This is a genomic window from Micromonospora sp. NPDC048905 (assembly GCF_040649655.1).
GTDB lineage: Bacteria > Actinomycetota > Actinomycetes > Mycobacteriales > Micromonosporaceae > Micromonospora.
On the sequence record NZ_JBEZFV010000001.1, the window covers coordinates 78,789 to 103,981 of the forward strand.

Annotated in this window: 22 protein-coding genes; 1 reads left to right on the plus strand and 21 read right to left on the minus strand. The window is 72.7% G+C overall.

The features are described from left to right. Nucleotides 1-999, minus strand: coding sequence for a YafY family protein (locus tag AB0C01_RS00400; RefSeq protein WP_357569845.1), 999 nt, complete (start codon nucleotides 997-999; stop codon nucleotides 1-3). Between the two features lie 79 nt (nucleotides 1,000-1,078). Here AB0C01_RS00400 and AB0C01_RS00405 point away from each other — a divergent pair, with 79 nt between their 5' ends. Next, entirely contained in the window at nucleotides 1,079-1,807 is a 729-nt protein-coding gene (locus AB0C01_RS00405) for an alpha/beta hydrolase (RefSeq protein ID WP_357254819.1), read from the plus strand. Between the two features lie 19 nt (nucleotides 1,808-1,826). On the opposite strand, the gene AB0C01_RS00410 is transcribed toward AB0C01_RS00405, so the two are convergent. The 20 genes from AB0C01_RS00410 to AB0C01_RS00505 form a co-directional block, all read right to left on the minus strand. Next, nucleotides 1,827-2,330, minus strand: coding sequence for a shikimate kinase (locus tag AB0C01_RS00410; protein WP_357254817.1), 504 nt, complete (start codon nucleotides 2,328-2,330; stop codon nucleotides 1,827-1,829). Then, nucleotides 2,330-3,508 carry a chorismate synthase gene (gene aroC / locus AB0C01_RS00415; RefSeq protein WP_357254816.1) on the minus strand — a complete coding sequence of 393 codons (1,179 nt, stop codon included), beginning with the start codon at nucleotides 3,506-3,508 and terminating at the stop codon, nucleotides 2,330-2,332. The genes AB0C01_RS00410 and aroC overlap by 1 nt, the downstream gene beginning before the upstream one ends. 100 nt (nucleotides 3,509-3,608) lie before the next feature. Beyond that, entirely contained in the window at nucleotides 3,609-4,532 is a 924-nt protein-coding gene (locus tag AB0C01_RS00420) for a glycosyltransferase family 2 protein (RefSeq protein WP_357254814.1), read from the minus strand. Further along, nucleotides 4,529-5,200 carry a glycosyltransferase gene (locus tag AB0C01_RS00425; RefSeq protein ID WP_357569846.1) on the minus strand — a complete coding sequence of 224 codons (672 nt, stop codon included), beginning with the start codon at nucleotides 5,198-5,200 and terminating at the stop codon, nucleotides 4,529-4,531. Before AB0C01_RS00425 ends, AB0C01_RS00420 begins: the two co-directional genes overlap by 4 nt. Then, nucleotides 5,197-5,676, minus strand: coding sequence for a UDP-N-acetylglucosamine--LPS N-acetylglucosamine transferase (locus AB0C01_RS00430; protein WP_357254811.1), 480 nt, complete (start codon nucleotides 5,674-5,676; stop codon nucleotides 5,197-5,199). Before AB0C01_RS00430 ends, AB0C01_RS00425 begins: the two co-directional genes overlap by 4 nt. Before the next feature lie 213 nt (nucleotides 5,677-5,889). Beyond that, a complete protein-coding gene (locus tag AB0C01_RS00435; RefSeq protein ID WP_357254809.1) occupies nucleotides 5,890-7,152 on the minus strand; it encodes a hypothetical protein in 1,263 nt (420 codons plus the stop codon). Continuing rightward, entirely contained in the window at nucleotides 7,149-8,051 is a 903-nt protein-coding gene (locus tag AB0C01_RS00440) for a sulfotransferase domain-containing protein (RefSeq protein WP_357254807.1), read from the minus strand. Before AB0C01_RS00440 ends, AB0C01_RS00435 begins: the two co-directional genes overlap by 4 nt. Nucleotides 8,052-8,059: 8 nt before the next feature. Continuing rightward, complete coding sequence (locus tag AB0C01_RS00445; RefSeq protein ID WP_357570240.1) at nucleotides 8,060-9,610, minus strand: polysaccharide biosynthesis C-terminal domain-containing protein; 1,551 nt, start codon at nucleotides 9,608-9,610, stop codon at nucleotides 8,060-8,062. 74 nt (nucleotides 9,611-9,684) lie between these two features. Further along, nucleotides 9,685-10,989 (minus strand): O-antigen ligase family protein, encoded by a 1,305-nt coding sequence (locus AB0C01_RS00450; protein WP_357570241.1) that lies wholly within the window; start codon nucleotides 10,987-10,989, stop codon nucleotides 9,685-9,687. A 68-nt stretch (nucleotides 10,990-11,057) separates the two neighbouring features. Further along, nucleotides 11,058-12,653, minus strand: a complete 1,596-nt coding sequence (locus tag AB0C01_RS00455) for a lipopolysaccharide biosynthesis protein (RefSeq protein WP_357569847.1) — start codon at nucleotides 12,651-12,653, stop codon at nucleotides 11,058-11,060. After that, nucleotides 12,646-13,161: an acyltransferase gene (locus AB0C01_RS00460; RefSeq protein ID WP_357254803.1), complete on the minus strand. Its 516-nt coding sequence runs from the start codon at nucleotides 13,159-13,161 to the stop codon at nucleotides 12,646-12,648. Before AB0C01_RS00460 ends, AB0C01_RS00455 begins: the two co-directional genes overlap by 8 nt. Nucleotides 13,162-13,290: 129 nt before the next feature. Continuing rightward, nucleotides 13,291-15,228 carry a hypothetical protein gene (locus AB0C01_RS00465; protein ID WP_357569848.1) on the minus strand — a complete coding sequence of 646 codons (1,938 nt, stop codon included), beginning with the start codon at nucleotides 15,226-15,228 and terminating at the stop codon, nucleotides 13,291-13,293. A gap of 224 nt (nucleotides 15,229-15,452) precedes the next feature. Further along, nucleotides 15,453-17,165, minus strand: coding sequence for a glycosyl hydrolase (locus AB0C01_RS00470; protein WP_357254800.1), 1,713 nt, complete (start codon nucleotides 17,163-17,165; stop codon nucleotides 15,453-15,455). 101 nt (nucleotides 17,166-17,266) lie between these two features. Next, nucleotides 17,267-18,106, minus strand: a complete 840-nt coding sequence (locus AB0C01_RS00475; RefSeq protein ID WP_357569849.1) for a shikimate dehydrogenase — start codon at nucleotides 18,104-18,106, stop codon at nucleotides 17,267-17,269. 52 nt (nucleotides 18,107-18,158) lie between these two features. Then, nucleotides 18,159-19,361, minus strand: coding sequence for an endolytic transglycosylase MltG (gene mltG / locus AB0C01_RS00480; RefSeq protein ID WP_357254798.1), 1,203 nt, complete (start codon nucleotides 19,359-19,361; stop codon nucleotides 18,159-18,161). Beyond that, a complete protein-coding gene (gene ruvX, locus AB0C01_RS00485) occupies nucleotides 19,361-19,819 on the minus strand; it encodes a Holliday junction resolvase RuvX (protein WP_112677948.1) in 459 nt (152 codons plus the stop codon). The genes mltG and ruvX overlap by 1 nt, the downstream gene beginning before the upstream one ends. 72 nt (nucleotides 19,820-19,891) lie before the next feature. Next, nucleotides 19,892-22,570, minus strand: coding sequence for an alanine--tRNA ligase (alaS, locus tag AB0C01_RS00490; protein ID WP_357254796.1), 2,679 nt, complete (start codon nucleotides 22,568-22,570; stop codon nucleotides 19,892-19,894). Continuing rightward, nucleotides 22,567-22,872: a hypothetical protein gene (locus AB0C01_RS00495; protein WP_357254795.1), complete on the minus strand. Its 306-nt coding sequence runs from the start codon at nucleotides 22,870-22,872 to the stop codon at nucleotides 22,567-22,569. Before AB0C01_RS00495 ends, alaS begins: the two co-directional genes overlap by 4 nt. A 30-nt stretch (nucleotides 22,873-22,902) precedes the next feature. Beyond that, a complete protein-coding gene (locus AB0C01_RS00500) occupies nucleotides 22,903-23,367 on the minus strand; it encodes a DUF948 domain-containing protein (protein WP_357254791.1) in 465 nt (154 codons plus the stop codon). Nucleotides 23,368-23,515: 148 nt separating this feature from the next. Continuing rightward, a complete protein-coding gene (locus AB0C01_RS00505; RefSeq protein ID WP_357254932.1) occupies nucleotides 23,516-24,211 on the minus strand; it encodes a hypothetical protein in 696 nt (231 codons plus the stop codon). Nucleotides 24,212-25,193: the final 982 nt, after the last annotated feature.

Sequence of the window (25,193 nt, forward strand, 5' to 3'; positions counted from 1 at the left end):
CTAGTCCAGCGGGCGGCGCGGTGACGGCATCTGCCCACCTGCTGGCCGGGCCGCCCAGTCGGCGAGCAGGCGGGCGTGCTCGGCCACCGCGGCGCGCAGCGCCTCCGGGTGTCGCACCGTGAACGGGCAGCCCAGACCGGCGAGGAGCGCGGCCATGCCGGGCAGGCTCTCCGCCCGGGCCCGCAGCAGTACTCCCTCGGCGGTGATGGTCAGCTCGGCCACGCTGGGCGGGATGCGACGGCGCGCCGTGTCCACATCGGTCTCCAGCAGCACCTCGACCTCGTGCGAGTAGGGCACGCCGGCCAGCGACCTGGTCACCCGGGCCACCGGGTCGAAGCCCTCCGGGACGGTGAACGTCGCCGTGCCCGGCGTCACGGCGCCGACGCGGTCCAGTCGGAACGTGCGCACCTCCCCGCGCCGGTGGTCGTGGCCGGTGACGTACCAGCGGCCGGAGTGGAAGACCAGGCCGTACGGGTCGAGTTCCCGGTGCGACTGCTCGCCCCGCCAGGAGCGGTAGTCCAGTGCCACCCGCTGCCGGTGCCGGGCCGCCGCGGCCAGCGCGAGCAGGGTGCCCGACGCCGGCCGCAGCTCCGGTTCGGGGCGGCGCAGGGTGAAGCCGAGGTGCTCCTGCACGGCCGCGAGCCGGTCGGCGAGCGCCGCCGGCAGCACCCGACGGATCTTCGCGAGCGCCGTGGCCGTGGCGGGCTGCTCGGTGGTCAGCCCGACCCGCTCCGCGACGACCAGCCCGAGCAGCACGGCCACCGCCTCGTCGTCGGTGAGCATCAGCGGCGGCAGCTTGTAGCCGGGGTGCAGCCGGTAGCCGCCGTGGCGGCCCCGGTCGGCGGTGACCGGGATGCCCAGCTCGACGAGGGTGGCCGCGTACCGGCGCACGGTCCGCTCGTCGACACCGAGCCGGCCGGCCAGCTCGGCGGCGGTGGCACGGTGCCGGGCCTGGAGCAACTCCAGCAGGGCCAACACCCGGCCGGCGGGATGTGACACAGACCACTCCTCGAAACCGGGCGGATTCTGTCCGGATTCGATCGTACGGTCTGTCGGTAACCGAGAGAAGGAGCGACAGATGGCGACGTACGTGCTGGTGCCGGGGTTCTGGTTGGGCGCCTGGGCGTGGCGGGAGGTGACCTCGGCGCTGCGCGCGCAGGGGCACGAGGTCCACCCGATGACACTGACCGGCGTGGCCGAACGCCACCATCTCGCCGGTCCGGAGATCGGCCTGGAGACGCACACCACCGACATCGTCCGACTGATCGAGGTCGAGGATCTGCGCGACGTGCTGCTGGTCGGCCACTCGGGCGGCGGGATGCCGGTCGCCCAGGCGGCGGACCGCATTCCGGACCGGATCGCCCGGGTGATCTACGTGGAGAGTGGGCCGTTGCCGGACGGCGTCGCGCAGTTCGACACGGTGCCACCGGAGGAGCAGCAGCGGCTGCGCGCCGCGATCGGCACCGGCCACCTGCTGCCGCCGCCGGCGTGGGACCCGGCCGCCGACCCCACCAACCTGGCCGGTCTGGACGAGCCGACGCTGGCCCTGCTGCGTGCCCGGGCCACCCCGCAGCCGCTGGCGGCCGCCACCGACGCGGTACGCCGTACCGGTGGGCGTCCGGTGCCGACCGCGCTGGTCGCCAGCACCTTCCCGCTCAGTGTGGTACGGCAGATGATCGGCGAGGGGCACCCGTTCTTCACCGGTCTGGCCGGCGGTCAGCTGTTCGAGTTGCCCACCGGGCACTGGCCGATGCTCAGCGAGCCGAAGGCCCTGGCCGACGTGCTCGAACGCGCCGCCCGCGGCTGAGCGCCGACCCGGTCAGCGGTCAGCCCTTCAGCACGGCGGCGATCTCGGCGACGACCGCCGCCGGGGCCCGGCCGTCGGTGGTCACCGTCATCGTGGCCACCTCGCGGTAGAGCGGCCGACGCTGATCCATCAGGTGCTTGAGGGTGGCGCGCGGGTTGATCGCCAGCAAGGGTCGGCCGGCGCCCAACCCGACCCGCTTCACCGCGTCCGGCAGCTCCACCGAGAGGTGCACCACGCGGTGCCCGATCAACGCGGCCCGCGTCTCCTCGGCCAGCACCGCGCCGCCGCCGAGCGCGAGCACACCCGTGCCGCCGGCCAGCGCCGCGGCCACCGCGGCCCGTTCCAGGGTACGGAAGTGCGCCTCTCCCTCGTCGATGAAGATCTCCGGGATCGGCTTGCCGGCCATCTGCTCGATGTCGACGTCGGTGTCGCGGAACTCCACCCCGAGGGTGGCGGCGAGCGCCCGGCCGACGGTGGTCTTGCCGCAGCCGGGGACGCCGACCAGCACGACGACCGGCGCCATCAGCGGATCACCAGGGCGTCGAGGTAGCCGGCCAAGTTGCGACGGATCTCGGCGATCGAGTCCCCGCCGAACTTCTCGGTGGCCGCCTCGGCGAGCACGAGCGCCACCATCGCCTCGGCGACCACCGCCGCGGCGGGCACCGCGCAGACGTCGGACCGCTGGTTGATCGCGGTGGCCGGCTCGCCGGTGGTGATGTCCACGGTGGCCAGCGCCCGGTTCAACGAGGAGATCGGCTTCATCGCGGCACGAACCCGCAGCGGCTCGCCGGTGGTGATGCCACCCTCCAGCCCACCGGCCCGGTCGGTGACCCGGCGGACGCCCGTCGCCGACGGAATGATCTCGTCGTGCGCCTCCGAGCCCCGGGACCGGGCCTGCTGCCAGCCGTCGCCGATCTCCACGCCCTTGATCGCCTGGATGGACATCAGGGCGGTGGCCAGTCGGGCGTCGAGTTTGCGGTCCCACTGCACGTGACTGCCCAGACCCGGCGGCACCCCGTACGCCAGCACCTCGACCACGCCCCCGAGGGTGTCGGCGGCCTTCTTCGCGGCATCGACCTCGGCGACCATCAGCGCGCTGGCCTCCGCGTCGAGGCAGCGCAGCGGGTCGGCGTCGATCCGGGCAGCGTCGGACGGCACGGGACGCAGCCCCGGCTTCGCGGCCACCGGACCCAACTCGACGACGTGCGAGACGATCTCGATGCCGAGCGCCTGCCGGATCAACGCCTTGGCGACCGTGCCGACGGCGACCCGGGCGGCGGTCTCCCGGGCGCTGGCGCGTTCCAGGATCGGCCGGGCGTCGGTGTGCCCGTACTTCTGCATGCCGGCCAGGTCGGCGTGGCCCGGCCGGGGACGGGTCAGCGGCGCGTTGCGGGCCTGCCGGGCCAGCTCGTCGGGGTCCACCGGATCGGCGGCCATCACGGTCTGCCACTTCGGCCACTCGGAGTTGCCCACCCGGATCGCCACCGGGCTGCCCAGGGTCACGCCGTGCCGCAGACCGCCGAGCAGCTCGACCTCGTCGCGCTCGAACGCCATCCGGGCGCCACGGCCGTAGCCCAGCCGCCGACGGGCCAGCTCGTCGGCGATCTCGGAGGAGGTCACCTCGATGCCGGCCGGCACCCCCTCCATCATCGCGACGAGGGCGGGACCGTGCGATTCACCTGCAGTCAACCAGCGCAACACAGCGGCCAGTCTGTCACGGCGCGCCACCGACCCGGCACGCTGCCCGCCGTGTCCCGCCCTGCGGACACCGGTGCCCGGTCGACCGGGCACCGGTGGCAGGTCAGATCCCCCGACCGCGCTTGTGCAGGGTGCGCAGGACCGCGTCGGCCCGGACCACCCGACCGGCGACGGCGAGGGCCAGATAGGCGCGCGGCTCGCGGGGATTGCTCCGCAGGGTGCGCCGAGCCCACCGCAGCGCGCCCCGACGGTTGCCGGCGGCGGCCTGGGCGAACGCGATCTGACCGGCCACCCGCGCCGCACCGGCCGGTTGGCCGGCGAACTCGGGGTAGCGCCGCAGCAGCCACTGCAACGCCTCGGAGATGGTGTCCCAGCGCTGCGAGAAGTACGAGCGCTTGTGCCACCGGACCAGCACCGAGGGCGTCCGCAGGTTGATCAGCGGCGCGCTCCGCGCCGCCCGCAGCAGGAACTCGTAGTCCTCCGCGTAGCTGCCCGGGATCTCCTCGTCGACCAGCCCGAACCCGTCGCGCAGCGCACTGGCGCGGATCAGGAAGGTCGACGGGTGCAGCTCGGTCAACCGGTCGCGCAGCAGGTCGTCCAGGCTGATCCGGTCCTTGTCCAGCACCCGGTCGACGGTGTGCCCGTCATAGCTGACCCGGATGCCGGAACAGACGAACTCGGCAGCCGGGTCGGCGGCCAGCGCGTCGACCTGCGGGGCCAACTTGCCGGGCAGCCACTCGTCGTCGTCGTCGCAGAACGCGACAAGCTCACCCTCCCCGGCGAGGGTGCCGCTGTTGCGAGCCCCGGCCAACCCCGGGGTACGGGTGTTGCCGATCACCCGCACCGCACGGGTCGGGCCGCCGGCCAGCTCGGTCAGCGACTCGTCCTGCGCGGACTGGTCGAACACCACCACGACCTCGATCGGCCCCGGGTACTCCTGGGCCAGGATCGCGCGCACCGCCGACCTCAGCAGCTCCGGGCGGTCCCGGGTGGGCACCACGACACTGACGCTGGGCTGGTGGGTCATCGGATCTCCTTCGCACCCGGGCGCGGCCGGGACCGGGCCCGCCACCGGAGTGGGCGCGGGGTCGAGCGGGCCACCAGGTCGTCGACGATCCGCCCGACCCGGGCCACCGCCGCCCGTTGTGCCTCGTGCGCCTGCGGGTCGGCGGCCACCGCGTACCGGGATGGGTCGGCCAACCCGTCGGTCAACGCGCCGTGCAGCGCCTCCCGGGTCTCGCAGAGCGCCACCAGGCCGGCGGCGCCGAGCCGGCGGGCGAACAGGAGCTGGTGGTCGTCGACGTGCTCACCGCGCGCCGGGTCGCGAGGCACCACGATGGGCAGGTGGCCGTGCCGGCGTGCCTCCAGGATGGTCGCCGGGCCACCGTGGCAGACCACCAGGTCGGCCTCGGCCATCGCCTGTTGCAGCGCGTCGTGGCCGAGGAACGGCACGGCGCCGGGCAGGTGCGGGGCACGGGTGTGCCCGTGCTGCACCGTCAGCCCGACCTCGTCGGTGGCCTGCGCGTGCCACTGCGCCAGCCAGTCGACGAGCCGGTCGAAGGGGTGCTTGTCGGTGCCCACCGCGACCAGCAGCCGGAGCTGGCCGGTTTCGGTGTCACGCTGGCGCGGCAGTCGGGGCTCCTCGTCGGTCGAGGCTGGTTGCGATCGCCGGGCGGTGCCGGCCTCCCCCGTCACAGCAGCGTCCCGACGACTGTCGCCTCGGGATACTGCCGGCGCTGCTCGTCCCACTGCACGAGCATCGCGGACAGGAACGGTCGGCAGAGCCGTGCGGTCAACGTCGGGGTGTCGATCCGGTCGTACACCTCGATGTAGACCGTCGGGATGCGCCACAGCCGGGCCAGCACCACGAACGGCACCGCCACCCCGGCTCCGGTGGTGACCACCGCGGCGACCCGCCGCGCCCGCAGCACCCGCCAGGCCAGCAGCGCGTTGCGCAGCAGGTTCGGGATGTTGCGGGTGGTCGGGTGGTGCGCCGGCACCAGGTCCTCGCCGGTCAGCAGGGACACCGCCTCCGGGGTGTCGAAGGTGACCCAGCAGCGCCGCCACTGTTCGTACCAGGGCCGCAGGGCGAGTAGTTGGGCCAGATGGCCACCGCTGGAGCCGACCAGCAGAAGCACTGGCGCGGCATCGTCGTCGATCTTCGTGTCCACGCGACTCCCCACAAGTTCGCTTGGAATTCCAGTTCACGCCACGCAGAAGCAGATCACACGTTTTCCGGTCGTTGAATAGCGCGACCGGTCGAGACGTCGATCTCCACATCGGGCACCCGGGCGCGTCGAACGCCCGAGGTCCATCGATCGTTATCACCACCTGCCATTATGTCGTCACTCTGCGGCGCGCCTCGACGCCACGATTCCTCCGGATCAGCCGCTATGTCTTTTCTCGATGACGTCCAGAAGTGCGGGATGCAGCGCGGTGTTCCAGCCCGCGCCCGCGTCGGCCAGCCGCCAGGTCCGCAACCACATCTCCACCAGGTACGCGTCGGCGACCAGCCGGCGCTGTGCCGCGCCGAGACCGAGTCGCTCGCCGTACCGGTCCAGGTTCGCGTCGACGGCCGACGCCGCGACAGCGGCCGACTCGCCCCGCAGCACCAGTGCCCGCTGGAACGCGTCGTGCGCCAGGTCGAACCCGAGGGGCACGTCCGCGCCGCTGTGCTCCCAGTCCCAGGCGACCAACCGGCCGTCGTGCCGGCCCAGGTTCCACGGCACCCAGTCGCCGTGCCAGTGACCGAACTCGACGCCTGTGTCGCCGTGCCGACCAGCCAGCGCGGCGACCGCGGCGACCGCCCGCGCACCGGACTCCTCGGCCGCGGCGGCCCGGTCGGCCTGTCCGGCCAGGCGGGTCAGGAAGGTCGACCCGGCCAGCGCCCGGGGTGCACCCGGCGGGCCGCCACGTCGGGCGACCGCGAGCAGCGCCGCGATCCGCGGCGGGTCGTCGACCGGCACACCGCGTACCGCCGGTGGCAGCGGCTCGATCACCGCGACCACCTGGCCCGCCCACGTCGTCTCGGTGAGCAGTCTCGGCGGCGTCGGGTGGTCGGCGACGCCGGCCACCGCGGCCAACGCCCGCAGCGCCGCCGCCTCGGCGGTGACCAGCGCGCGGGTCGCGTCGTTCCAGCCGATCTTCGCGTAGCCGCGCGGACGACCGTCGGCGCTGAAGAGTTGCAGGGTGGGCTTGACGTTCGGGTCGGGTGGTCGGACCCCGCACGCGGCCAGCAGCGGCGTGCCGCCCAGCTCGGCCGCGAGTCGCTCGGTCAGCAGCAGATCCGCGGCCACCGCGCCGGCGGGCACCGAGACGGTCAACGTCGGGAAGGGCGCGAGCCCCACCGCACCGAACCGGGCCAGTCCGCCGAGCACCGCCCGCACCGCGCGCACCTTCGGTGGTCGCAGGGCGTTGTACGCCAGCAGCGACGCCGCCCCGGCCGCAGGCGCGCCCAGCGGCACCAGGAACCGCGCCCGGGCGACCGACGGCACCACCGCGTACCGGGCCACCGCCCGGTGACCCGCCGGTGCGGCGCCGCCCACGGTCAGGTTGACCCGCTCGTCCGGGAAGACCGCGCGGCTCACCCAGCCCAGACCGTCCACCCGGGAGCGCGGGTCCGTGGCCGGGCCCACCCGTGTCGTCACGCCGGCCGGTCCGCCCAGTCGAGGTCCAGCCCGAGCCGCTGGCGCAGCGCGTCGTTGTGCGGGCGGTAGTAGTCGGTCAGCTCGGCGCGTACCGCAGGCTCCAGCGGCGCCGAGCGCCGGTCGTTGAAGACCTTGAAGTGCGGCAGGTCGTGCGCCGGCAGGCCGAGGAAGTCGAGGGTGCGCCGGTAGGTCGCCCGGGAGTCACGGTAGAGGTCCTCGCTGGGCAGGAAGAGGATCTGCTGCCTGTCGAAACGCTCCAACCACGGCTCCAGGTGCTCCAGGTAGCGCCCCCGCGCCCGGTACGTGTACCAGTCGTACGCCTCGCTGAACGACTCCGGCTCGGCGATCAGCCGCTCCCGCTCCCCCGCCGTCCGCTCCGACTCGGCGGCCAGCGCGGCGGCGAAGTCCAACGGCTCGATGCCGTGCGTGCGGCGCTCCTTCCAGTGCGAGTACGCCCGCTCCACCGGGTCCCGCAGGAGCACGATCAGTTTCACGCCCGGCAGCAGCGCGGCGACGCGCTGCGCGGCGAGTGGGTGGAACATGTACAGCGGCGCTGCCTCGCCGACCCGGACCGGCCCGCCGTGCCGCTTCGACAGGGCGTCGCGGTGGCGCTGGGTCGGGAAGTGCGAGCGGTACCACGCCTCGCCGCGCCCCCAGTGCTCCTCGAAGTAGTGCGCCGACTTGGTGTTCCACGCCGGGAAGAGGCGGGGCACCAGCGGGTGCTGGATGAGGTAGTTCCACAGGGAGGTGGTGCCACCCCGTTTCGTGCCGATGATCAGGAAGTCCGGCAGGGGCCGCCGGTCACTCGTGCGGACCCCGTAGTCCACCAGGGACTCCTTCACCCGGACGGTCACCTGGGTCGGGACCAACTGCTTGACCCGGTCACGGATGGACGCCACGACGGACCTCACCTGCCTCTCGTCGATGCCGTGCCGGGGTCGGCGGCCGTGGCCGCGGTCTCCCGTCCACGGACCTGCCTCATGGTCTCCCGGACACCGGCGCGCACCCGGGGCAACGTCAACATGCCGACGCAGCCGGCGAGCAGCACACCCAGTGCCACCGCCAGGCCGGGCAGGCCGCGCCCGCCCACCAGCACACCGGCGCCGGCCGCCAGACCCACCGCGGCGACCGTGGCCGCCGCGGCACGCACCGTCGCGCCGTCGAACAGCGGCTCCCGGACCACCGACCGGGCGAACCCGGCGGCGGTGAGATTCTCGGTGGCGATGCCCGCGGCCCAGGCCACCGCCGCTCCCGTGGCGCCGTGCCGGGGAATCAGCCAGAGGCCCAGCGAGACGGTCACGGTCAACCCGGCCACGGTGGCCACCAGATGCAGCCCGCTGCGCCCACCCATCAGCAGCAGGCTCTGCACGTTGCCCACCCCGGTGTTGACGAGCATCGCCAGCGCGAGCACGGTCATCGCCGGCACACCGGCGGTGAACTCCGGCCCGAACAACTGCAGGAAGGCCAACGCGAAGACCGCCAGCAGCAGGTACACCGGCCAGGACAGCACCAACCCCCAGATGGTCAACTGCCGGTGCACGGCCGCCGCCGCGGCCCGCTCGCCGCGCCCGAGCAGCCGGGACAACTGCGGTGACACCGCCACCCGCAACCCCTGCATGGCGAGTTGGCCGGCCAGGACGTACCGGCCGACCGCGCCGAACACGCCGGCGTCCGTCGGCCCGGCCAGCACGGAGGTGAGCAGCACACCCACCCACATGCTGCCCGCGTCGATGGCCGCCGACGCGGCCCGGGGCAGCGCGAAACGCCAAAACGTCGACCAGTCGCCGCCTGTCGGTCGCAGCGCCGCGCCCCGGCCCAACCCGAGCGGGCCGGCCACGAGGGTGAGGCACACCAGCAGCGCCACCGCCGCCGGCACCAACCAGCCGGTCATGCCGGCGACCAGGCCACCGCCGGCCAGCGCGGCGGCGCCGACCAGCAGCGGCCGGGCGACCGGCAACAGCAGGAACTGCACCCCGACGTACGCCCGGATGGACCGCACGCAGCGCAACGCGGCCAGCAGGAGGGTCATGACGACCACCACCGGCACCGCGGCGAACGTGATGGTGAGCAGCGCGTGGCCGCTCGTACCGGAGCCACGCAGCAGCCGGGGCGCGAGCGCGTCGGCGGCCAGCACACCGACGCCGGCGACCAGGAGCCCGGCCAGCAGCGGCGGGATCAGCGCCACCGGAAGCACCCGGGCCGCGTCGCCGCGCACGCCGACGCTGCGCCGGGGCAGCGACCACATCAGGCCGGTCTCCGCGCCGAGCGTGCAGATCGCGGTGGCCACGGTGACCACCCCGATCGCCGCGAAGAACGCGCCCGCGCCGGCCGTGCCGTACGACCGGGTGATCACCACGGCCAGCACGAAACCGAACAGGCCGCTGGTGGCCGCGCCGAGCAGCCCGGCCACGCCGCTGCGCGCGCTGCGTCGGGTCTCGGTCGAGCCCGCGTCGGCGATGACGGCCGGGTGGTGGGCACCGGCGGGCGCCGGCGTCGGGTGCTCCGGGCCGGTCGGCGGTCGGGTCGCGGCGGTCACGCCGGCACCACCGCGGCCGGCGCGGCGGGCTGCGACCACCCGGGCGCCCGGGGCGACCCGGTCCACCGCTCCCGTTCGGTGAGCGCCATCGCGAAGCCCACCGCGAAGAACGCGACAGCCAGATTCTGGTTCGCCATGCCGTAGAACGGGACCTGCACCAGGCAGACCACCGGCACCACCGACAGCCACTGCCCGGCCGCCGACGTCGCCCGCGCGCAGATCACCGCGGCGGCGACGAACCAGGCGAGGAAACAGACGAGCGCGGGTACGCCGTGACTGAACAGCACCATCCAGAGCTGCCCCTGGGTGCCGATCGGCGCGTCCGCCGACACGGTGTCGACGTTCACCGGCGCGCCGTAGCCCAACCACGGTGACTCCTGCACCCGGCGGATCACCTCGGTGTAGAGCGAGAGCCGGTCGGTGTTGGTGTCGCTGGACTCGACCCGGTTGTTGATCAACTCGGTGATCGGAATGAACAGTGTGGCCAACCCGCCGATCACCACCACGCCCACGATGGACGCGGCCACCCGGATGTTGCCGCGCAGGCTGGCCCGCACCCCGAGCACCGCGAGCCCGGCGCCGAGGCTGAGGAACATCGCCCGGTTGAGGGTGAGGAACGCCGGAGCGAGCGACAGCGGCAACGACGCGAGGAGCGCCCAGCGCAGGACACCCCGCCGACGCAGCATCGTGAAGGCCACCACGCAGGGCAACGTCATCGCGTACGCGCTGCCGTAGTTGTTCGTGTACGCGAACGGGGCGGCCGGCCGGTAGATCGGGTTGAGCGACCGGGTGCTGTATTCCGCGGTGGTCAGGTGCACCATGTCCTGGATGAAGGGGGTGCCGGCCACCCCGCCGGGCAGCAGCACCTCCATCGGGGTGGCCATGGCCAGCCGGGGCACCAGCACCCCGAGCCAGCCGAGCGCCACCAGCGCGAACCAGAAGGCGCAGAGCGGGCTGAGCACCGCCACCAGGCTCGCGCGTTCCCGGGCGGCGACGTAGACGTAGACACCGACCACGAGCGCGGTCAGGTAGAACGCCAGGCGCAGGGCGAACGTCAGCAGCGAGGCGGGCGACGGCAGCTGGGTGGCGCTGACCACCACGATGGCGAGGAACAGCAACCAGATCCCGGCCGCCGGCGGCAGTGGCACCCGACCCCGGGTGAGCAGCAACGCGAACAGCAACCCACCCAGCAGCGGCCAGCCGAGGTAGAACGCACCGAACAGCCACCAGAGCGGCACCAGGCCGAACATCAGCGACAGCGGCCAGAGCGGCAGCCGGGGCGGCAGCGACGGCGGCGGCACCGGCGCGACGGCGGCGGTAGCGCCTCCGGGCGGCGGATCGGTCGCCGGGGCGCGGGTGACCGACACGCTCAGGCCCGGCCGTTACGGGTGAGCACGAAGCCCAGCGGGGTGACCCCGGCGGCGCGCAGCCGTTCCACCAGGCGTCGCAGGTCGCTCTGCCGGGTGCGGTCCCGCTCCACGACCACCACGGCGCTGCCCTGCCGGGCGACGGCGACGCCGCGCTCGTCGGACTCCGCGGGCGGGGCGTTGAACAGCACCAAGCCGTGGTCGGCGCCCTGTCGCCAGGTGCCGAACCGGACGCTGCCCACACCGACGCTCACCTCGTCCGGGTCGACGACCCGACCGTTCTCCGGGCGGGCGGACGACACCCGGGGCAGCGTCAGCGTGGCGTCAGCGTCGGTGGACGGGCGGGCGCCGGTCGGATGCGGGGAGGGTCGGCGGGGGGTCGCGGCCTCACCGGCGCCGGCGGGCGGAGGGCTGCCGGCCGGGCGGGGCTTCGGCACCAGCGGCCGGGACGGGTCGACGGGCAGCCGTCCCCGGTCGGCGAGCACCGTGGCGCGCAGCAGTTCGGTGCGCCCGCTGTCGTCGGCGACGAAGACGTCGCGGCCGTCGGCGGCGAGCGCCACCGCGAGCCCGGCGGTGAGCGCGGAGGCGTCCTCCCGGGCGCTGACCAGCGCCACCCGGGCGGGTGGACGGACCCGCTCGGCGACCGCCATCGCCACGTACCGGACGTCGGCGTCGACCGCTCGGGGGCTGCCCCGGAACGCCGGCCGCCGCACGGTGCCGAGCAGCGGCAGGCCGGTGGCGTCCCGGCCGTCGGCGACCGAGCGGACCCGCCGGTCGGCCGACTCCCAGGCGTACGCGAGCACGATGCCGATGAGCGCCCCACCGAGCAGACCGGCGACCAGGTAGAGCGGACGGTGCCCGGCGGAGGCGACAAGCGACTTCTCGGCGGTCTGGGTCACCCAGCCGGGGTTGACGTCGACCGCGGCGATCTCGGTACGCGCGGAGTTGAGCTGGGTGAGCTGGTTGTTGATCCCGGCCAACTCGGCGACCACCGCGTTGCCGGCGGCGGGGTCCTTGGTGGTGCTGGCCCGTTTCTGCAGCGCGGCCTGCTGGGCGGCGACCTTGGTGATGCTGACGTCGTAGGAGCGCAGCATCTCGGCGCGCTGCTGCTCGTACATGGTGCGTCGCACGTCCAGGTAGGTCTGGGCGGCCAGGTTGGCGCCCTGCACCGCCCGCTGCGCCTCGCCCGCCTGGTAGCTGAAGCGCAGGATCTGCCCACCGGTGGGCACCTCGACCTCGAGCGCGCCGCGGATGTCGCGCGGGTGTCCGCCGGCCGCGTCGGCGAGCCGCTGCACCACCTCGGTGCCGGTGGCGATGCCGCTCTCCACGTTCATGTTGACCGCCCGGTCGGCACCCGCGCCGCTGGGGGTGAACGCGTCGGTCACCACCGGCCGGACCGCCACCACCGCGTTCGCGGTCAGCGCCGCCGGCACCAGCAGCACGTAGCCGAGCGCGGCGAGCAGACCGACCAGGGCCGCCGCGCCGACCAGCCGCAACCGGTGCATCGGCACCCGCAGCAGGTCGGTCAGCGTCACCGCGCCGGGGGTCGCGGCGGACGGGCCGTCCGTGGTCCAGGAGCCGGAAGTCGCATCAGTCATGGAACTTCTTCACCGTCTGTTGAGGATTGCCGACGACCACGACGCCAGGAGGGACGTCCGTGCGGACCACCGTCGCCGCGCCCACGACGCTGTCCCGGCCCACCCGGACGCCCTTCATCACCAGGGCGTGCGCGCCGACCCACACGTTGTCCTCGAGGACGATCGGGGCGCGGGTGGCCGGGCCGGGCGGGGCGTGCCGTTGCGCGGGCGGCAGGTTGTGGAAGTCGTTGTCGAGCAACTCGCAGTCCGACAGGAGGCACCGGTCTCCCACGGTGACCGATGTCCAGGTGCCGATCCAGGTGGCGTTGAGCAGACAGTCGGCGCCGACGCGCACCTCACCGGGACCCGCGAAGCGGACCAGCTTGTTGATCCGGGTGCGGTCCCCGATGGTCACCCGCACACCTCGGCGCAGCCGGACCCGGCCCCGGATCTCCACGTCCCGGCCGAGCGTCAACCGCCGGTAGCGGAGCTGGTACCACACGCGTTTGACCGCGAAGAGCAGACGCACCGCGCGTCTCGTACGGATGCCAGCGGCGCCGAGCAACGAGCCTCCCCACGTCACGGGGCCGGTGGCGGTGTGCCCGCCACCGACCCAACGTGAACAATCTACCGACGCTCCGTTACGAACGGTTGACCATTACTGCACGGAGAAAAACGTCGAGGGGGTGGACCAGGACAACTCGGGCGTTGCGGCGCTGATCACGGTCGCCGTGGTGCCATCGACCGCCATGCTCGCCGCGGCCGTCGGGTCGAACGGCACACTGCGCAGGGCGCCGTCGGTGCCACCGTAGACGATCCGACCGCCCACCCAGGCCATGCCACGCACTCCGGACCAGGTCACGCCGGTCGTCGGCAGGGCGAACTCGGTGGCACCGAGATAGTTGCCGTCGATCTCGAAGTAGCGGTAGTAGAGATTGTTGGCCCCGGTGCGGGTGTAGTAGAGCCGGCCGTCGAGGAAGAAGGCGCCGGTCAGCACCGCCGGGTTGTACCAGTCGTTGTAGCCGGACGCCTCCCACGACGAGCCGATCGCGCCGCCGTTGAACAGCGAGACGTCGATCCGGCTGCCGGTGGGCGTGCCGGCCACCGTGTGCGACCAGTAGATCCGGTCGCCTACCCGCCACGTCGCGCCGGCCGCCGTGTAGGCGGGCTGGCTGACGGTGGTCGCGGCGCCCAGCGCGGTGCCGTCGAACGGCACCTTCGCCAGCGTGCCCGGGGCGGTGTTCAGGTAGAGGTTGCCGGTGGTGGCCGAGGGCGGGTTCATCGGGGCGAAGGTACGCCCGCCGGCGAGCGGGAACATGCCGAGCCGGCCGTGGTACTCCTCGCCCATCCCGTCGGAGTTGTGTCCGAAGTAGAGCCCGTCCGAGCCGCGCCAGAGCACCGGCACCGCCGAACCCCAACTGCTGGTGCCCGCGGGCATCGAGGCGCTGCCACTGCGACGTGGATTCCAGTTCACCGGCATCCCGGTGGCCGGGGTGACGGCGGCGATACCGAGCCGGTCGACCGCGCCCGGGCCGGCGTTGTCGCTGGCGTTCGGGTTGTTCATCCAGCGGAAGTGCCCGCCCAGATAGATCACGTTGTCCGCCACCTCGACCGAGGTGATGGTGTCGTTGCCGGTGAAGTCGGCCCAGGTGGCGACCAGGCCGCTGCCCCGCGCTGCGGTCTCGAAGCGGACCAGGACGTCGCAGTACGCGGTCGGCCAGCCACCGCCACCGTTGCTGCCGACGACGAACCAGCTGCCGTCCTCGCCGAACTTCACGTCCTGCACGTAGTGCACGAAGGTCGCCGGCGACGCGCAGGGCGAGACGTACTTCTCGGTGCTCCAGTCGAGCAGCGCGGGCGTCGCGGAGACGTCCACGAGCGCGATCTGATTGCGCGCCAGGCCGTTGACGAGCGTGAAGTTGCCGCCGACGACGAGCGTGTTGCCATCCGGTGCGACGTCGAGCGTCCAGACGTACGACGTGGTGCCGTGCCGTCCCACGGTGGCGTCGATGACGAAGCTCGGGTCGATCGCTCCGGTGGTCGCGTTGAGCCGGCCGATACCGACGTGCGCGGTGCCGTTGAGCCAGTTGAACGCGCCGGCCACGTACAGCCAGTTGCCGTGCAGCGCCAGGTCGCGGACCGTGCCGCCGTCGGAGCGCCCGACCCAGCTGTCGACGATCGCGCCGGTGGCCGGGTTGAGCGCGACCAGGTTCTTCCGGGAGACCCCGTTGACGTTCTTGAAGGAGCCGCCGACGATCAGCGTGCCGCCGGGACCGGCGACGAGCGTGTTGACCGCGCCGTCGAGCACCGGCAGGAAGGTGGTGGACATGGTGCCGGTGAGTCGGTCGTACGCGAAGAGGTAGCGCTGGGTGACCCACGCGGCGCCGGCGGTCTGCCGCAGTTGGGTGAAGCTGCCGCCGACGAAGACCGTGTTGCCCACCTGCGCGAAGGCGCGGGTCTCACCGTCTCGGGCGTGCGGCGTCACATCGGCGGGGTTGGCCGACACCAGGGTGGCCGTCTCGGGGACCGGCACCACCGCGGCCGACACGGTGGTGGGTACGCCGAGAACCGCGGCGACGATCGCCAACGCGACCATCCCCGCCCTGCTCCGACGTTGTCCTGCGAAACGCCACAAGTGCGAGAGTCTAGGCACGCTGCGCCTCCAAGGTGGATGAGAACCCGGGGTAGCGTGCCTCGTCCAGCTTGGTCAATGAAATCCGCCGATTGGGCGGTGCATGAATCTGCTAGCCGACAGAACGCCGGAGGGTCGGATGTCCGACCTCCGGTGCACGGCGTCCTGTCAGTGGCCGAAGACGGTCGTCAGCGGCTCCCTCCGGTGGGCTGCCGCAGGTACGGATCCTGCCCGGCCTTCGCGAAACCGGCCACCGCCGCGGCGTCGTGGTTCATCGTCATGTCGCAGGTCGCCGTGCGGCTGGTCATGCCCGGCGAGTTGAAGTAGATGGCGGCCTTGATCTTCGGGTGCGCTTTCAGCGCGGCCGGGAAGTCCTGGAACCAGCGCTGCTTGGCGCCCAGGTCGGCGGAGTTGAAGTTGGTGCCGAACTCGGCGAGCATCCGGGGCTTGCCGGCGCCGATGCCGTTGGCGTCCAACCAGTCGTAGAAGCCGCCCACTGTCGTGCTCGGGCTCTTCCACACCGTGCTGCCGTTGCAGACGTGGAAGTTGTACGGGTCGTAGCCGACCCAGTCGACGTACCGGTCGCCGGGGTACAGGCCGGCGTACCGGGAGTGGTGCCCGGACCAGCCCATCATCGTCCAGACCCAGACCGCGTTCGTCGCGCCGGCCTTGGCGAACCGCTCGTGGACGTAGCGCCAGGCACGGACGAAGTCGGCGTCGCTGCCCTTGTTCGGCTCGTCCTCCGGCTCGTGGTCGAAGCCCATGAACACCGGTACGCCAGCCGCGCGGATGCGGCCCGCGACCGCGTCGATCGTGGCGTCCTGCCGGCCACTGTAGATCTCCGACCACTTCATCGTGGTGCCGGCGGAGAAGTCACGGGACTCCCAGGCGAAGAACATCAACCGGCCCTCGCGCATCTGCTGCGTCTCGTACGCGTCCGGGAAGGCGCCGTTGCTGCCGGCGTTGGAGAAGTCGTGGTAGCGGTGCACGATGTCGAACTTGCGCCCGACCTGCGACTCCACGTCGGTGACGGCCTTACCGTGGTCCCAGCCGCCGGATGCACCGGCCGGCGAGTACATGCCCCACCAGGCGCCGCAGGACGGAACGAGCTTGTCCGACACGGAACCACACCGGCCGTCCGGGAGGGTGCCGCTCGGGCTCGGCGTCGCGGTCCGGCTCGGCGCGATGGTGGCCGACGGCTTCGGCGCGGCGGTGGTCGGCGCGGCGCTCGGCGACGCGCTCGGCGGCGGCGCGGGCCGGGTGGTCGTCACCGACGACGGCCGGGTGCCGATGTCGTAGCTGATCACCAGGCTGGGACGCAGGTCCGCGTTGCGGTTCTCGACCGACGCCCAGTAGACCCGGCTCTCCAGGCCCGTCTGGGCCAGGGCGACAGTCCAGGTGCCGTTACCGGTGACCAGCTTGGAGATGTCCCACTCGTTGAAGCCCTTGGCCACACCTGACACGCTGTCCAGCACGGCACCGGCCGTCGCCAGCGGCGGCCGCGATTCACGGGCGCTCAGCGGTGAGGCGTGCGCCGTCACCGTGGCGGGGAACTGCTGCCAGGCGTGCATCCGCAGCGTCGCCCGGACGTTGACCGCGGCGGCCGGCACGGTGGTCACCGCGAACTCGACGACCGCCTCGCGGCCACCACGCGGATTGCCGTCGCAGCGCGTCGCGCAGGTCGCCAGCGTCGTCTTGGTCGCGTTGTCGCCGTCCTGCGACACCGCGGTCGCGGTGGTGTCGGCCACCGCCCGGATCGACAGGTCGTCGCTGGCCAACAGCGGCATCATGGTCGCCACGACGCCGGCCACCACCGATCCGCCGACCACGCCGATGGCGATCGCCTTGCGCCGGGGTGCGGAGCGGAACCGGGTGATGCGGTGCAGTCCGTGCCTGGTCAAGGAAACTCCCTGTGTCTGCGTCCGTAACGGTGAGCAGCGTATCCATGACCAGGACGCATCGCGGGAACGACAGTTTCCCGTAAGCGCGTCTTAACCGTCAGCTAAAGAAGGCCGCCTCTGGTCGCCTGTCGTACCGCTTCCCGCATCGCCGTGACCGGTGCGGCCACGCCGGTGAACTGCTCGAACTGCCCGACCGCCTGAGCCAGCAGCAGGTCCAGACCGGACACCACCCGCCGGCCGGCCGCGACGGCGGAGGCGGCCAGCGGCGTGGGCCACGGGTCGTAGAGCGCGTCGAAGAACACCGCCCCCGGCCGCCAGGTGACCGCGTCGGCCAACGGGTCGGCGACTCCCTTCGGCACGGTGGAGACAGCCACGTCAGCGGCAGCGAGATGCTGGTGCGCGGCGGCCCAGTCGGCGGGGATCAGCGCGACACCCAGCGCGTCCGCCACCGGCCGCAGCTCGTCGACCGCGGCCGCCCGCCGGGCCACCACCGTGACCGGGGAGCAGCCCAACCGCGCGGCGGCGGCCAGCGCGGCACGGGCCGTGCCACCGGCGCCGAGCACCGTCACGGCGGCACCGGCGCCCACCCCGGCGTCGGTGAGCACCCGCACCATGCCGGCGACGTCGGTGTTGTCCGCGTACCAGGAGCCGTCGGGGCGGCGTACCAGCGTGTTGGCCGCGCCGACGGCGACGGCGACCGGCGACGCGGCGTCGGCCACGGCGAGCGCCGCCTCCTTGCCCGGCATGGTCACCGACAGGCCCGCCCACTCCGGCCCCAGGCCGGCGACCAGGTCCGGCAGCTCGGCGGCCGCGCACTCGATCCGGGTGTACGACCACCCGGTCAGCCCGGCCGCGGCGTAACCGGCGTTGTGGATCACCGGGGAGAGGGAGTGCGCGATCGGCTTCCCGAGTACCGCGGCCCTACGGGTCGACACGACCACCGCCGGTTGTCGTCACTGCCCTGTCCTCCCGAGTGTGCCGGATGGGATGCCGTCAGATGATGCCGGCTTCCCGGGCCTTGGCCTCGTTGCGCTGGTGCTGCTCGTACGTCTCGGCGAACTCGGAGTGGCCCTGCTTGTCGATGGCCACGAAGTAGAGCCACTTGCCCGTCGGCGGGTCCATCGCCCCTTCCAGGGCCTGCTTGCCGGGGCTGTTGATCGGGGTCGGGATCAGGCCGCGCAGCTTGCGGTTGTACGGGTTTTTCTGGTCGTCCATCTCGGCCGCCGTCATCTGCTTGGACGACTTGGTCGGCTTGCCGATCGACTCCAGGTAGTAGTTGACCGTGACGTCCATCTCCAGGCAGTTGCAGAAGAACTCGCCGTACACCCGGTTGTAGGCCACCCGGGCGACCTTGCCGAGGTCGTCGGCGTTGCCCGCCTCGGCCTGGGCCAGCGACGCCACGATCAACGCCTCGTACGGGCTGACGCCGCCCCGCTCCTTCTGCACCGTGTCGGCGAACTTCATCTCACCGGTCACCGAGAGGAAGCGATTCACCATCAGCTTCAGGATGCTCTGCGCGGTGGACTTGGGCGGGATCTCGTACGTGTCCGGGTAGAGGAAGCCCTCGACGGACTTGCCGACCTTCTTGCCGTCGCTGCGCGTGAACCACCAGTCCGGAACGCCGAGCGCCTCCGGGTCCTTCGCGGCGGTTTGGAAGTCCTTCACCGGGATCTTGGTCTTCTCGGAGAGCAGCTTGTAGATGTTGAAGCTGGTGCGACCCTCGGGGATCGTCAACCCGTTGACGATCTTGTTCTTCAGGTCGAGCATCGCGGTGACGGCGCTCGTGCCGCTCATCTGCTTGCGCAGCTTGTACGTGCCCGGCTGGATGTTCTTGCTGCGCGAGTTGGCCTCGGCCGCCTCGATGAACGCCTTCTGGCTCTTCACCACGTCGGCCGCGACGAGGGCGTCGGCCATGTCGGCAATCAGCGCGCCGTTCTTGATGTCGACGGTGACCTCACCGGACCCGGCGCCGTCGTAGTCGGGGGTGACGAAGTAGCTCTGGATGCGGTCGAAGCCGTAGAAAGCGCCGCCACCGATCGCGCCCAACAGGACCAGGGCCATCAGCAGAGCCAGGAACGTCTTGCCCCGGCCACCGCCGGACCCGCCCTTGCCCTTGCCGTTGCGGAAGCTGCGCCGGTGTCGGCCCTTCTCCCCCCGCTCCGCCTCGTCGAACCCCAGGTCCAGATCGTCGATCATTACGTCCGCCTCCGCTGCGCGTCCAGCCAGCTCTGCAGGATCTCCACTGCGGCCGCCTGATCGACAACCGCACGTTGACGTTTACCTCGGACGCCACGCTCGGCAAGCCTACGAGAGGCGACCACCGTCGACATCCTCTCGTCGGTGAGCGTTACCGGGACGGGCGCTATCACATCGACCAGTCGGTCAGCGTACGCCTTCACGTGGACAGCCGCCGGACCATGCTTGCCGGCGAGATTGACCGGAAGGCCGACGACAACGCCGACAGCCTCGTGCTCGGCCACCAGCGCGGCCAACTCGGCGAGATCGCTGGGCACCGCGTCCGGCGCCGCCGTCAGATCACGGGCGAGCGTGACCAGCGGCGTTGCCAGGATCCCGTCCGGATCCGAGCGGGAGACGCCCACCCGCACCTGACCGACGTCCACCCCGATCCGCACACCGCGCGTCAGCTCAGCCACCGACGGTCACCACCGACCGGGTACGAACCAGGGCGGACCGAATGGCCCGCCCTGACTCACAGTAATGAGCTGTCACGCTTCGGTGATCGCCTTCTCGACGGTGAGCAGCAGGTTCGGCGCCTCGGCCGCCGGCAGTCCGCCGCCCTGGGCCAGATCGGGGCTGCCACCGCCGCGCCCGGAGAACGCCGCCTTCACCAGCTCCGACGCGGCCAGACCCCGGCTGCGCGCGGCCGCGTTGACCGCCACCACCAGGGACGCCTTGCCGTTTGACCGGGCCGCCACCGCGACCACCGCCGGCCGCGCCGGGTCGATCTTGCCGCGGATCTCCTGGGCCAGGGTCCGCACGTCGTTGCCGGCCGCGCCCTCCGGCGCCTCGGTGCCCACGTACGCCACCCCGCGCACATCCTTGGCCTGCGCCGCGAGCGCCGACGCCCCGCCCAGCACCAACTGCGCGCGCAGCTTCTCCAGCTCCTTCTCGGCGTCCCGGAGCTGGGTAACGGTCTGCTCCACCCGGTCAGCGACCTGGTCGTTGGGCACCCGGTACAGCTCGGCCAAGCGGGAGACCAGCAGGTGCTCCTTGGCCAGGAAGCCGAAGGCGTCCATGCCGACGAGCGCCTCGACCCGGCGGACACCGGACCCGATCGACGACTCGGAGAGGATCTTCACGAGGCCGAGTTGGGCCGAGCGGGCCACGTGCGTGCCGCCGCACAGCTCCCGGGCGTAGTCGCCCACCTCGACGACCCGCACCTCCTCGCCGTACTTCTCGCCGAAGAGCGCCATCGCGCCGATCCGCCGCGCCTCGTCCAGCGAGGTGATGAAGGCGTGCACCTCCAGGTCGGCCAGGAGCACCTCGTTGACCTGCTGCTCCACGTCCCGCAGGACGGTCGGCGACACCCCGGTCGGCGTGTTGAAGTCGAACCGGAGCCGACCGGGCGCGTTCAGCGACCCCGCCTGCGTGGCCGACTCACCGAGGAAGTTCCGCATGGTCTGGTGCACCAGGTGCGTCGCGGTGTGCGACCGGGAGATCGCCCGCCGCCGGGTCGTGTCGATCTCGGCGTAACCCGCCTCACCGGCGCGCACCTCACCCCGGATCACCCGGGCCCGGTGCACGATCAGGCCGGGCACCGGCTGCTGCACGTCGAGCACCTCGACCTGCCCGCCGCCGACGGTGATCATGCCCTGGTCGGGCTGCTGACCACCGCCCTCGGCGTAGAACGGGGTCGTGTCGAGCACCAGCTCGATGGTGTCGCCCTCGGTCGCCGCCTGCCGCGGCCCGTCGACGCCGAGCAGCGCGCGCACCGTGGACTCCCGGGACACCTCGCTGTAACCCGTGAACGTCACCGGGCCACCCGAGTCCAGCACCGACCGGTACGCCGACAGGTCGGTGTGCCCGGTCTTGCGGGCCTGCGCGTCCGCCTTCGCCCGGGTGCGCTGGTCGGCCATCAGCCGGCGGAAGCCCTCGTCGTCCACCGCGAGGCCCTGCTCCGCGGCGATCTCCAGGGTCAGGTCGATCGGGAAGCCGTACGTGTCGTGCAGCTGGAACGCCTTCGCGCCGGACAGCGCCGAGCCGCCCGCCGTGCGGGTCTCGGCGATCGCGGTGTCCAGGATCGTCGTGCCGGCCCGCAGGGTGGACAGGAACGCCTCCTCCTCCGCGTACGCGTAGTCCGCGATCCGGTCGAAGTCGGTCGCCAGCTCCGGGTACGACGGGGACATGCAGTCCCGCGCCACCGGCAGCAACTCGGGCAGCGCCCGATCCTGCCACCCGAGCAGCCGGATCGACCGGATCGCCCGGCGCATGATCCGGCGCAGCACGTAGCCGCGACCCTCGTTGCTCGGGGTCACGCCGTCGCCGATCAGCATCAGCGCCGTGCGCACGTGATCCGCGATCACCCGCAGCCGGACGTCGTCCGGGTGCGACTCGCTGGCCACGTGCCCGGAGTGCGCGCCGTAGCGCTTACCGGTCAGCTCCGCCGCCCGCGCCAGGATCGGCCGGACCTCGTCGATCTCGTACAGGTTGTCCACACCCTGCAGGATCGAGGCCATCCGCTCCAGGCCCATGCCGGTGTCGATGTTCTTCGCCGGCAGGTCACCCAGGATCGGGTAGTCCTCCTTGGTGGTGCCCGGCCCCCGCTCGAACTGCATGAAGACGAGGTTCCAGTACTCCATGTACCGGTCCTCGTCGACCGCCGGGCCGCCCTCACGGCCGTACTCCGGGCCCCGGTCGTAGAACAGCTCCGACGACGGACCACACGGCCCGGGAATGCCCATCGACCAGAAGTTGTCCGCCTTGCCCCGGCGGACGATCCGGTCGGCGGGCACCCCCACCGACCGCCAGATCTCGTACGCCTCGTCGTCGTCGAGGTAGATCGTCGGCCAGATCCGCTCCGGATCCAGCCCGTAACCACCCTCGGCGATCGGCTTCGTGGACAACTCCCAGGCCAGCGGGATCGCGCCGGCCTTGAAGTAGTCACCGAAGGAGAAGTTGCCGTTCATCTGGAAGAACGTGCCGTGCCGGCTGGTCTTGCCGACCTCGTCGATGTCCGGGGTACGGATGCACTTCTGCACGCTGACCGCCCGCTGGTACGCGGGCGTCTGCTGACCCAGGAAGTACGGGACGAACTGCACCATGCCGGCGTTGACGAACAGCAGGTTCGGGTCGCTGATGGCGGGCAGCGGAGCGGACGGCACCACGGTGTGGCCATTCGCCTCGAAGTGCGCGAGGTACCGCCGCTTGATCTCCGCCGTCTTCATCGCTGGTGTTCCTCCGGAAAGATTTCCCGATCGCCGATCCGCGGGTCTTCCCGCAGGTCGGCGAACTTGTCGTCGAACGCCTCGCCCGAGGCGAACGCGTGGTGGATCTCCTGCTCGCGTTCGGCCATCCCGACCCGGACGTCCTCCACGAAACTACGCAGCGACTCGACGAGCCCGCCAGCGGATTCCGTCAGTGAGCTGGCGATGCCCGCCGGCGTGTACGCCTGCGCGGTCCGGGTCGCCTTGCGGACCACGATCACCCCGACGGCCACGCCGATGCCGAGCCAGAACAAGCGCCTCATGTCCCGCTACCTCCTGGTGCGCCGGTCCGGTCAGCTGTTGCCGCGTCGCGCGGCCCGTCGCTGCTGCTTGATGGTGTCGCGTACCTCGCGCTCGGTCTCGGCGTGCCGGCGGCCGGCGGCGGCCTTGCGCACGCCGTAGCCGAACGCGGCCACCTTGACCAGCGGGTTCGCGGCCGCGGCAGAGACGACGGTGGCCAGGTTGGCGACGTTGGCGGTGACGTTCTGCGCGTGGCTGGTCATGGTGTCGACCTTCGCCAGCTGGAGATTCACGCCGTCGAGCGAGGTCTGCACCTGCTCCAGGGCGGTGTTGACGTTCTTCACCGTGGTGTTCACGTCACCGAGCAGCGGTCCGGTCCGATCGTTGAGATCGTTGATCATCCGGGTGGTGGCGTCCACCGTGTGCCGCAGCCGCAGGATGGGCAACGTCAGGATGAGCACCAGCACCGCGAACGCGCTCGCCGCGATCAGCGCCGCGATCGCCAAAATGTCGCCCACGCCTGTCCTCCTCAAGCAGAGTTCCGCAGGACCCGACGTCCCCGGAACGCACAACCGTGGCACCGTGGCGGCCGCCACGCCGTCAGCGGTCACCGACAGCGGGCGTGCCCGCCAGCCCCAGACCCTACCGTCCGTGATGGAGACCGCCTCACGACGGTGAGGGTGTCAGCTCACCCAGTGGATCCCCGCTGACCGTCGGGAACGGGTCCTCCCCGGTCAGTGACGGGTCGGTGGTCGGCTGCGGCCTGGTCCGCTCGTCGTCGATCGCGTTGCGTACCTTCACCGACACCAACGAACCGGTGCACTCCGTCGCAGCGGCCGACGGGTCGCCGGACGGCACGACCGCCGGCTCACCGTCGACCGGCGGCGGCACGCAGGTCGGCTCGCGTACCCACAGGTCGAGCGTCAACTCGTCGCGACGCCAGCAGGTGTAGCTGCCCTTCGTCTTCTGCTCCGGGCAGCGGCTCACCTTCCACGGCTGCCAGCCGTCCTGGCGCAGCGCGTCCTCGTAGACCTTCGCCGTGTCCTCTGGCGACTTGTCCGAGGTGACGGTGCGCTCCCGCAGCCGGCAGTCGAGCAGGCACCAGCGGCTGCCGCTGACGTCGTCGACGGTCTTGGCGGCGGCCCAGCCGGGCACGTTGAGCTGATCAAGGTTGTCGAAGACCGGGTCACGGCTCAGCGTCCGAATGCCGAAGAAGAGCGGCACCGCACCGAGCAGCACGACGCTGACCAGCACCAGCACCGCCGCGCGGAGGCGACGGCGTTCCCGCAACTGCCGGCGCAACTCGGATCGGGCACCCGGCGCGGCATCGTCGTCGGGCGTGTCCTGGCCGGCCGAGCGCAGCGCGGGCTCACCTGCCGGTCGATCCACCGGGCCGGCCGGGACCGGCACCGCGGCGGCGGCACGGGCCACCCCGACCGGCTCACCGGGGCGACCGGGTGGTGGCACCGGGGCGACGCCGCTCGGGTCGGGGCGGCCGGGCTCCCGGTGCGGCGGCAACGCACGTCCCGCGGCACGGTCGGCGGGTACGGGTCGGCCGGCCGGGGCGCCACCACGCGTCGGGGACCCGGGACCGGCACCCGGCTCACCGTGCGCCCGATCGTCGGCGAGGGGCGGTCGCGCACCGCCGGGCGGGCGGACGGCGGCACGAGCCGGGCCATCCGGCCGCGTACGCGGCGGACCGTCCACGCCCGGTGCGGCGGCGGCCCGAACCGGGCCGTCCCCACCCGGTGGCACGGCGGCCCGAGCTGGACCGTCCGGACGGACGACGTCCCGGGGTGCCGACTCGGCGCCCGGGGCGGGGCGGGGCGCGGGGTCGGCGTCCCGGCGCCCGGCGCCCGGGACCGGTGCGCCACCCGGGACGGGTCGCGCCCGGCCGGGCGGGGTGGAGCGGGCGGCGCCGCGCGCGGGCGCGGGTGCGGCGGGACCGGCGCCGGGCGCGGGTCGTCCACCGGCGTAGGGGGCGTCGCCGCGGTCGTTGGCCGGGCCGGGTCGCCCTGGACCGTCCGGGCCGGGCTCGGCGCCCGGCCGGCGTCGTCGGCCGGTCGGATCCGGCGTGGGAGTCGCGTCCGGGCCGGGCGCGCCCACCGGGCGGGCCCGCCCGCCGGTGCGGTCCGGAACGGACGCCGCAGCGCCCCGGCCACGGGCCGGGCGGTCGCCGGACGCCGACGCAGGGGGCGGAGCCTGCTCACCTGTGGTTCCTGGCGCGTCGGGTCGGGCGGCACGACGACCGGTCGGAGGGTCCGCACCGGGGTCGGCCGGCGGGCCGGCGGGCCGGCGGGCGGCGGTGCGCTCCGCGGCCGGGTCGGGCACGCCGAGGCGACCG

What these genes read in the sequence shown, in the direction of transcription:
- AB0C01_RS00405 (WP_357254819.1), top strand. Translation starts at nt 1,079, where the DNA reads ATGGCGACGTACGTGCTGGTGCCGGGGTTCTGGTTGGGCGCCTGGGCG.
- AB0C01_RS00410 (WP_357254817.1), bottom strand. Translation starts at nt 2,330, where the DNA reads ATGGCGCCGGTCGTCGTGCTGGTCGGCGTCCCCGGCTGCGGCAAGACC.
- AB0C01_RS00420 (WP_357254814.1), bottom strand. Translation starts at nt 4,532, where the DNA reads ATGACCCACCAGCCCAGCGTCAGTGTCGTGGTGCCCACCCGGGACCGC.
- AB0C01_RS00455 (WP_357569847.1), bottom strand. Translation starts at nt 12,653, where the DNA reads ATGACTGATGCGACTTCCGGCTCCTGGACCACGGACGGCCCGTCCGCC.
- AB0C01_RS00465 (WP_357569848.1), bottom strand. Translation starts at nt 15,228, where the DNA reads ATGGTCGCGTTGGCGATCGTCGCCGCGGTTCTCGGCGTACCCACCACC.
- mltG (WP_357254798.1), bottom strand. Translation starts at nt 19,361, where the DNA reads ATGATCGACGATCTGGACCTGGGGTTCGACGAGGCGGAGCGGGGGGAG.
- alaS (WP_357254796.1), bottom strand. Translation starts at nt 22,570, where the DNA reads ATGAAGACGGCGGAGATCAAGCGGCGGTACCTCGCGCACTTCGAGGCG.
- AB0C01_RS00495 (WP_357254795.1), bottom strand. Translation starts at nt 22,872, where the DNA reads ATGAGGCGCTTGTTCTGGCTCGGCATCGGCGTGGCCGTCGGGGTGATC.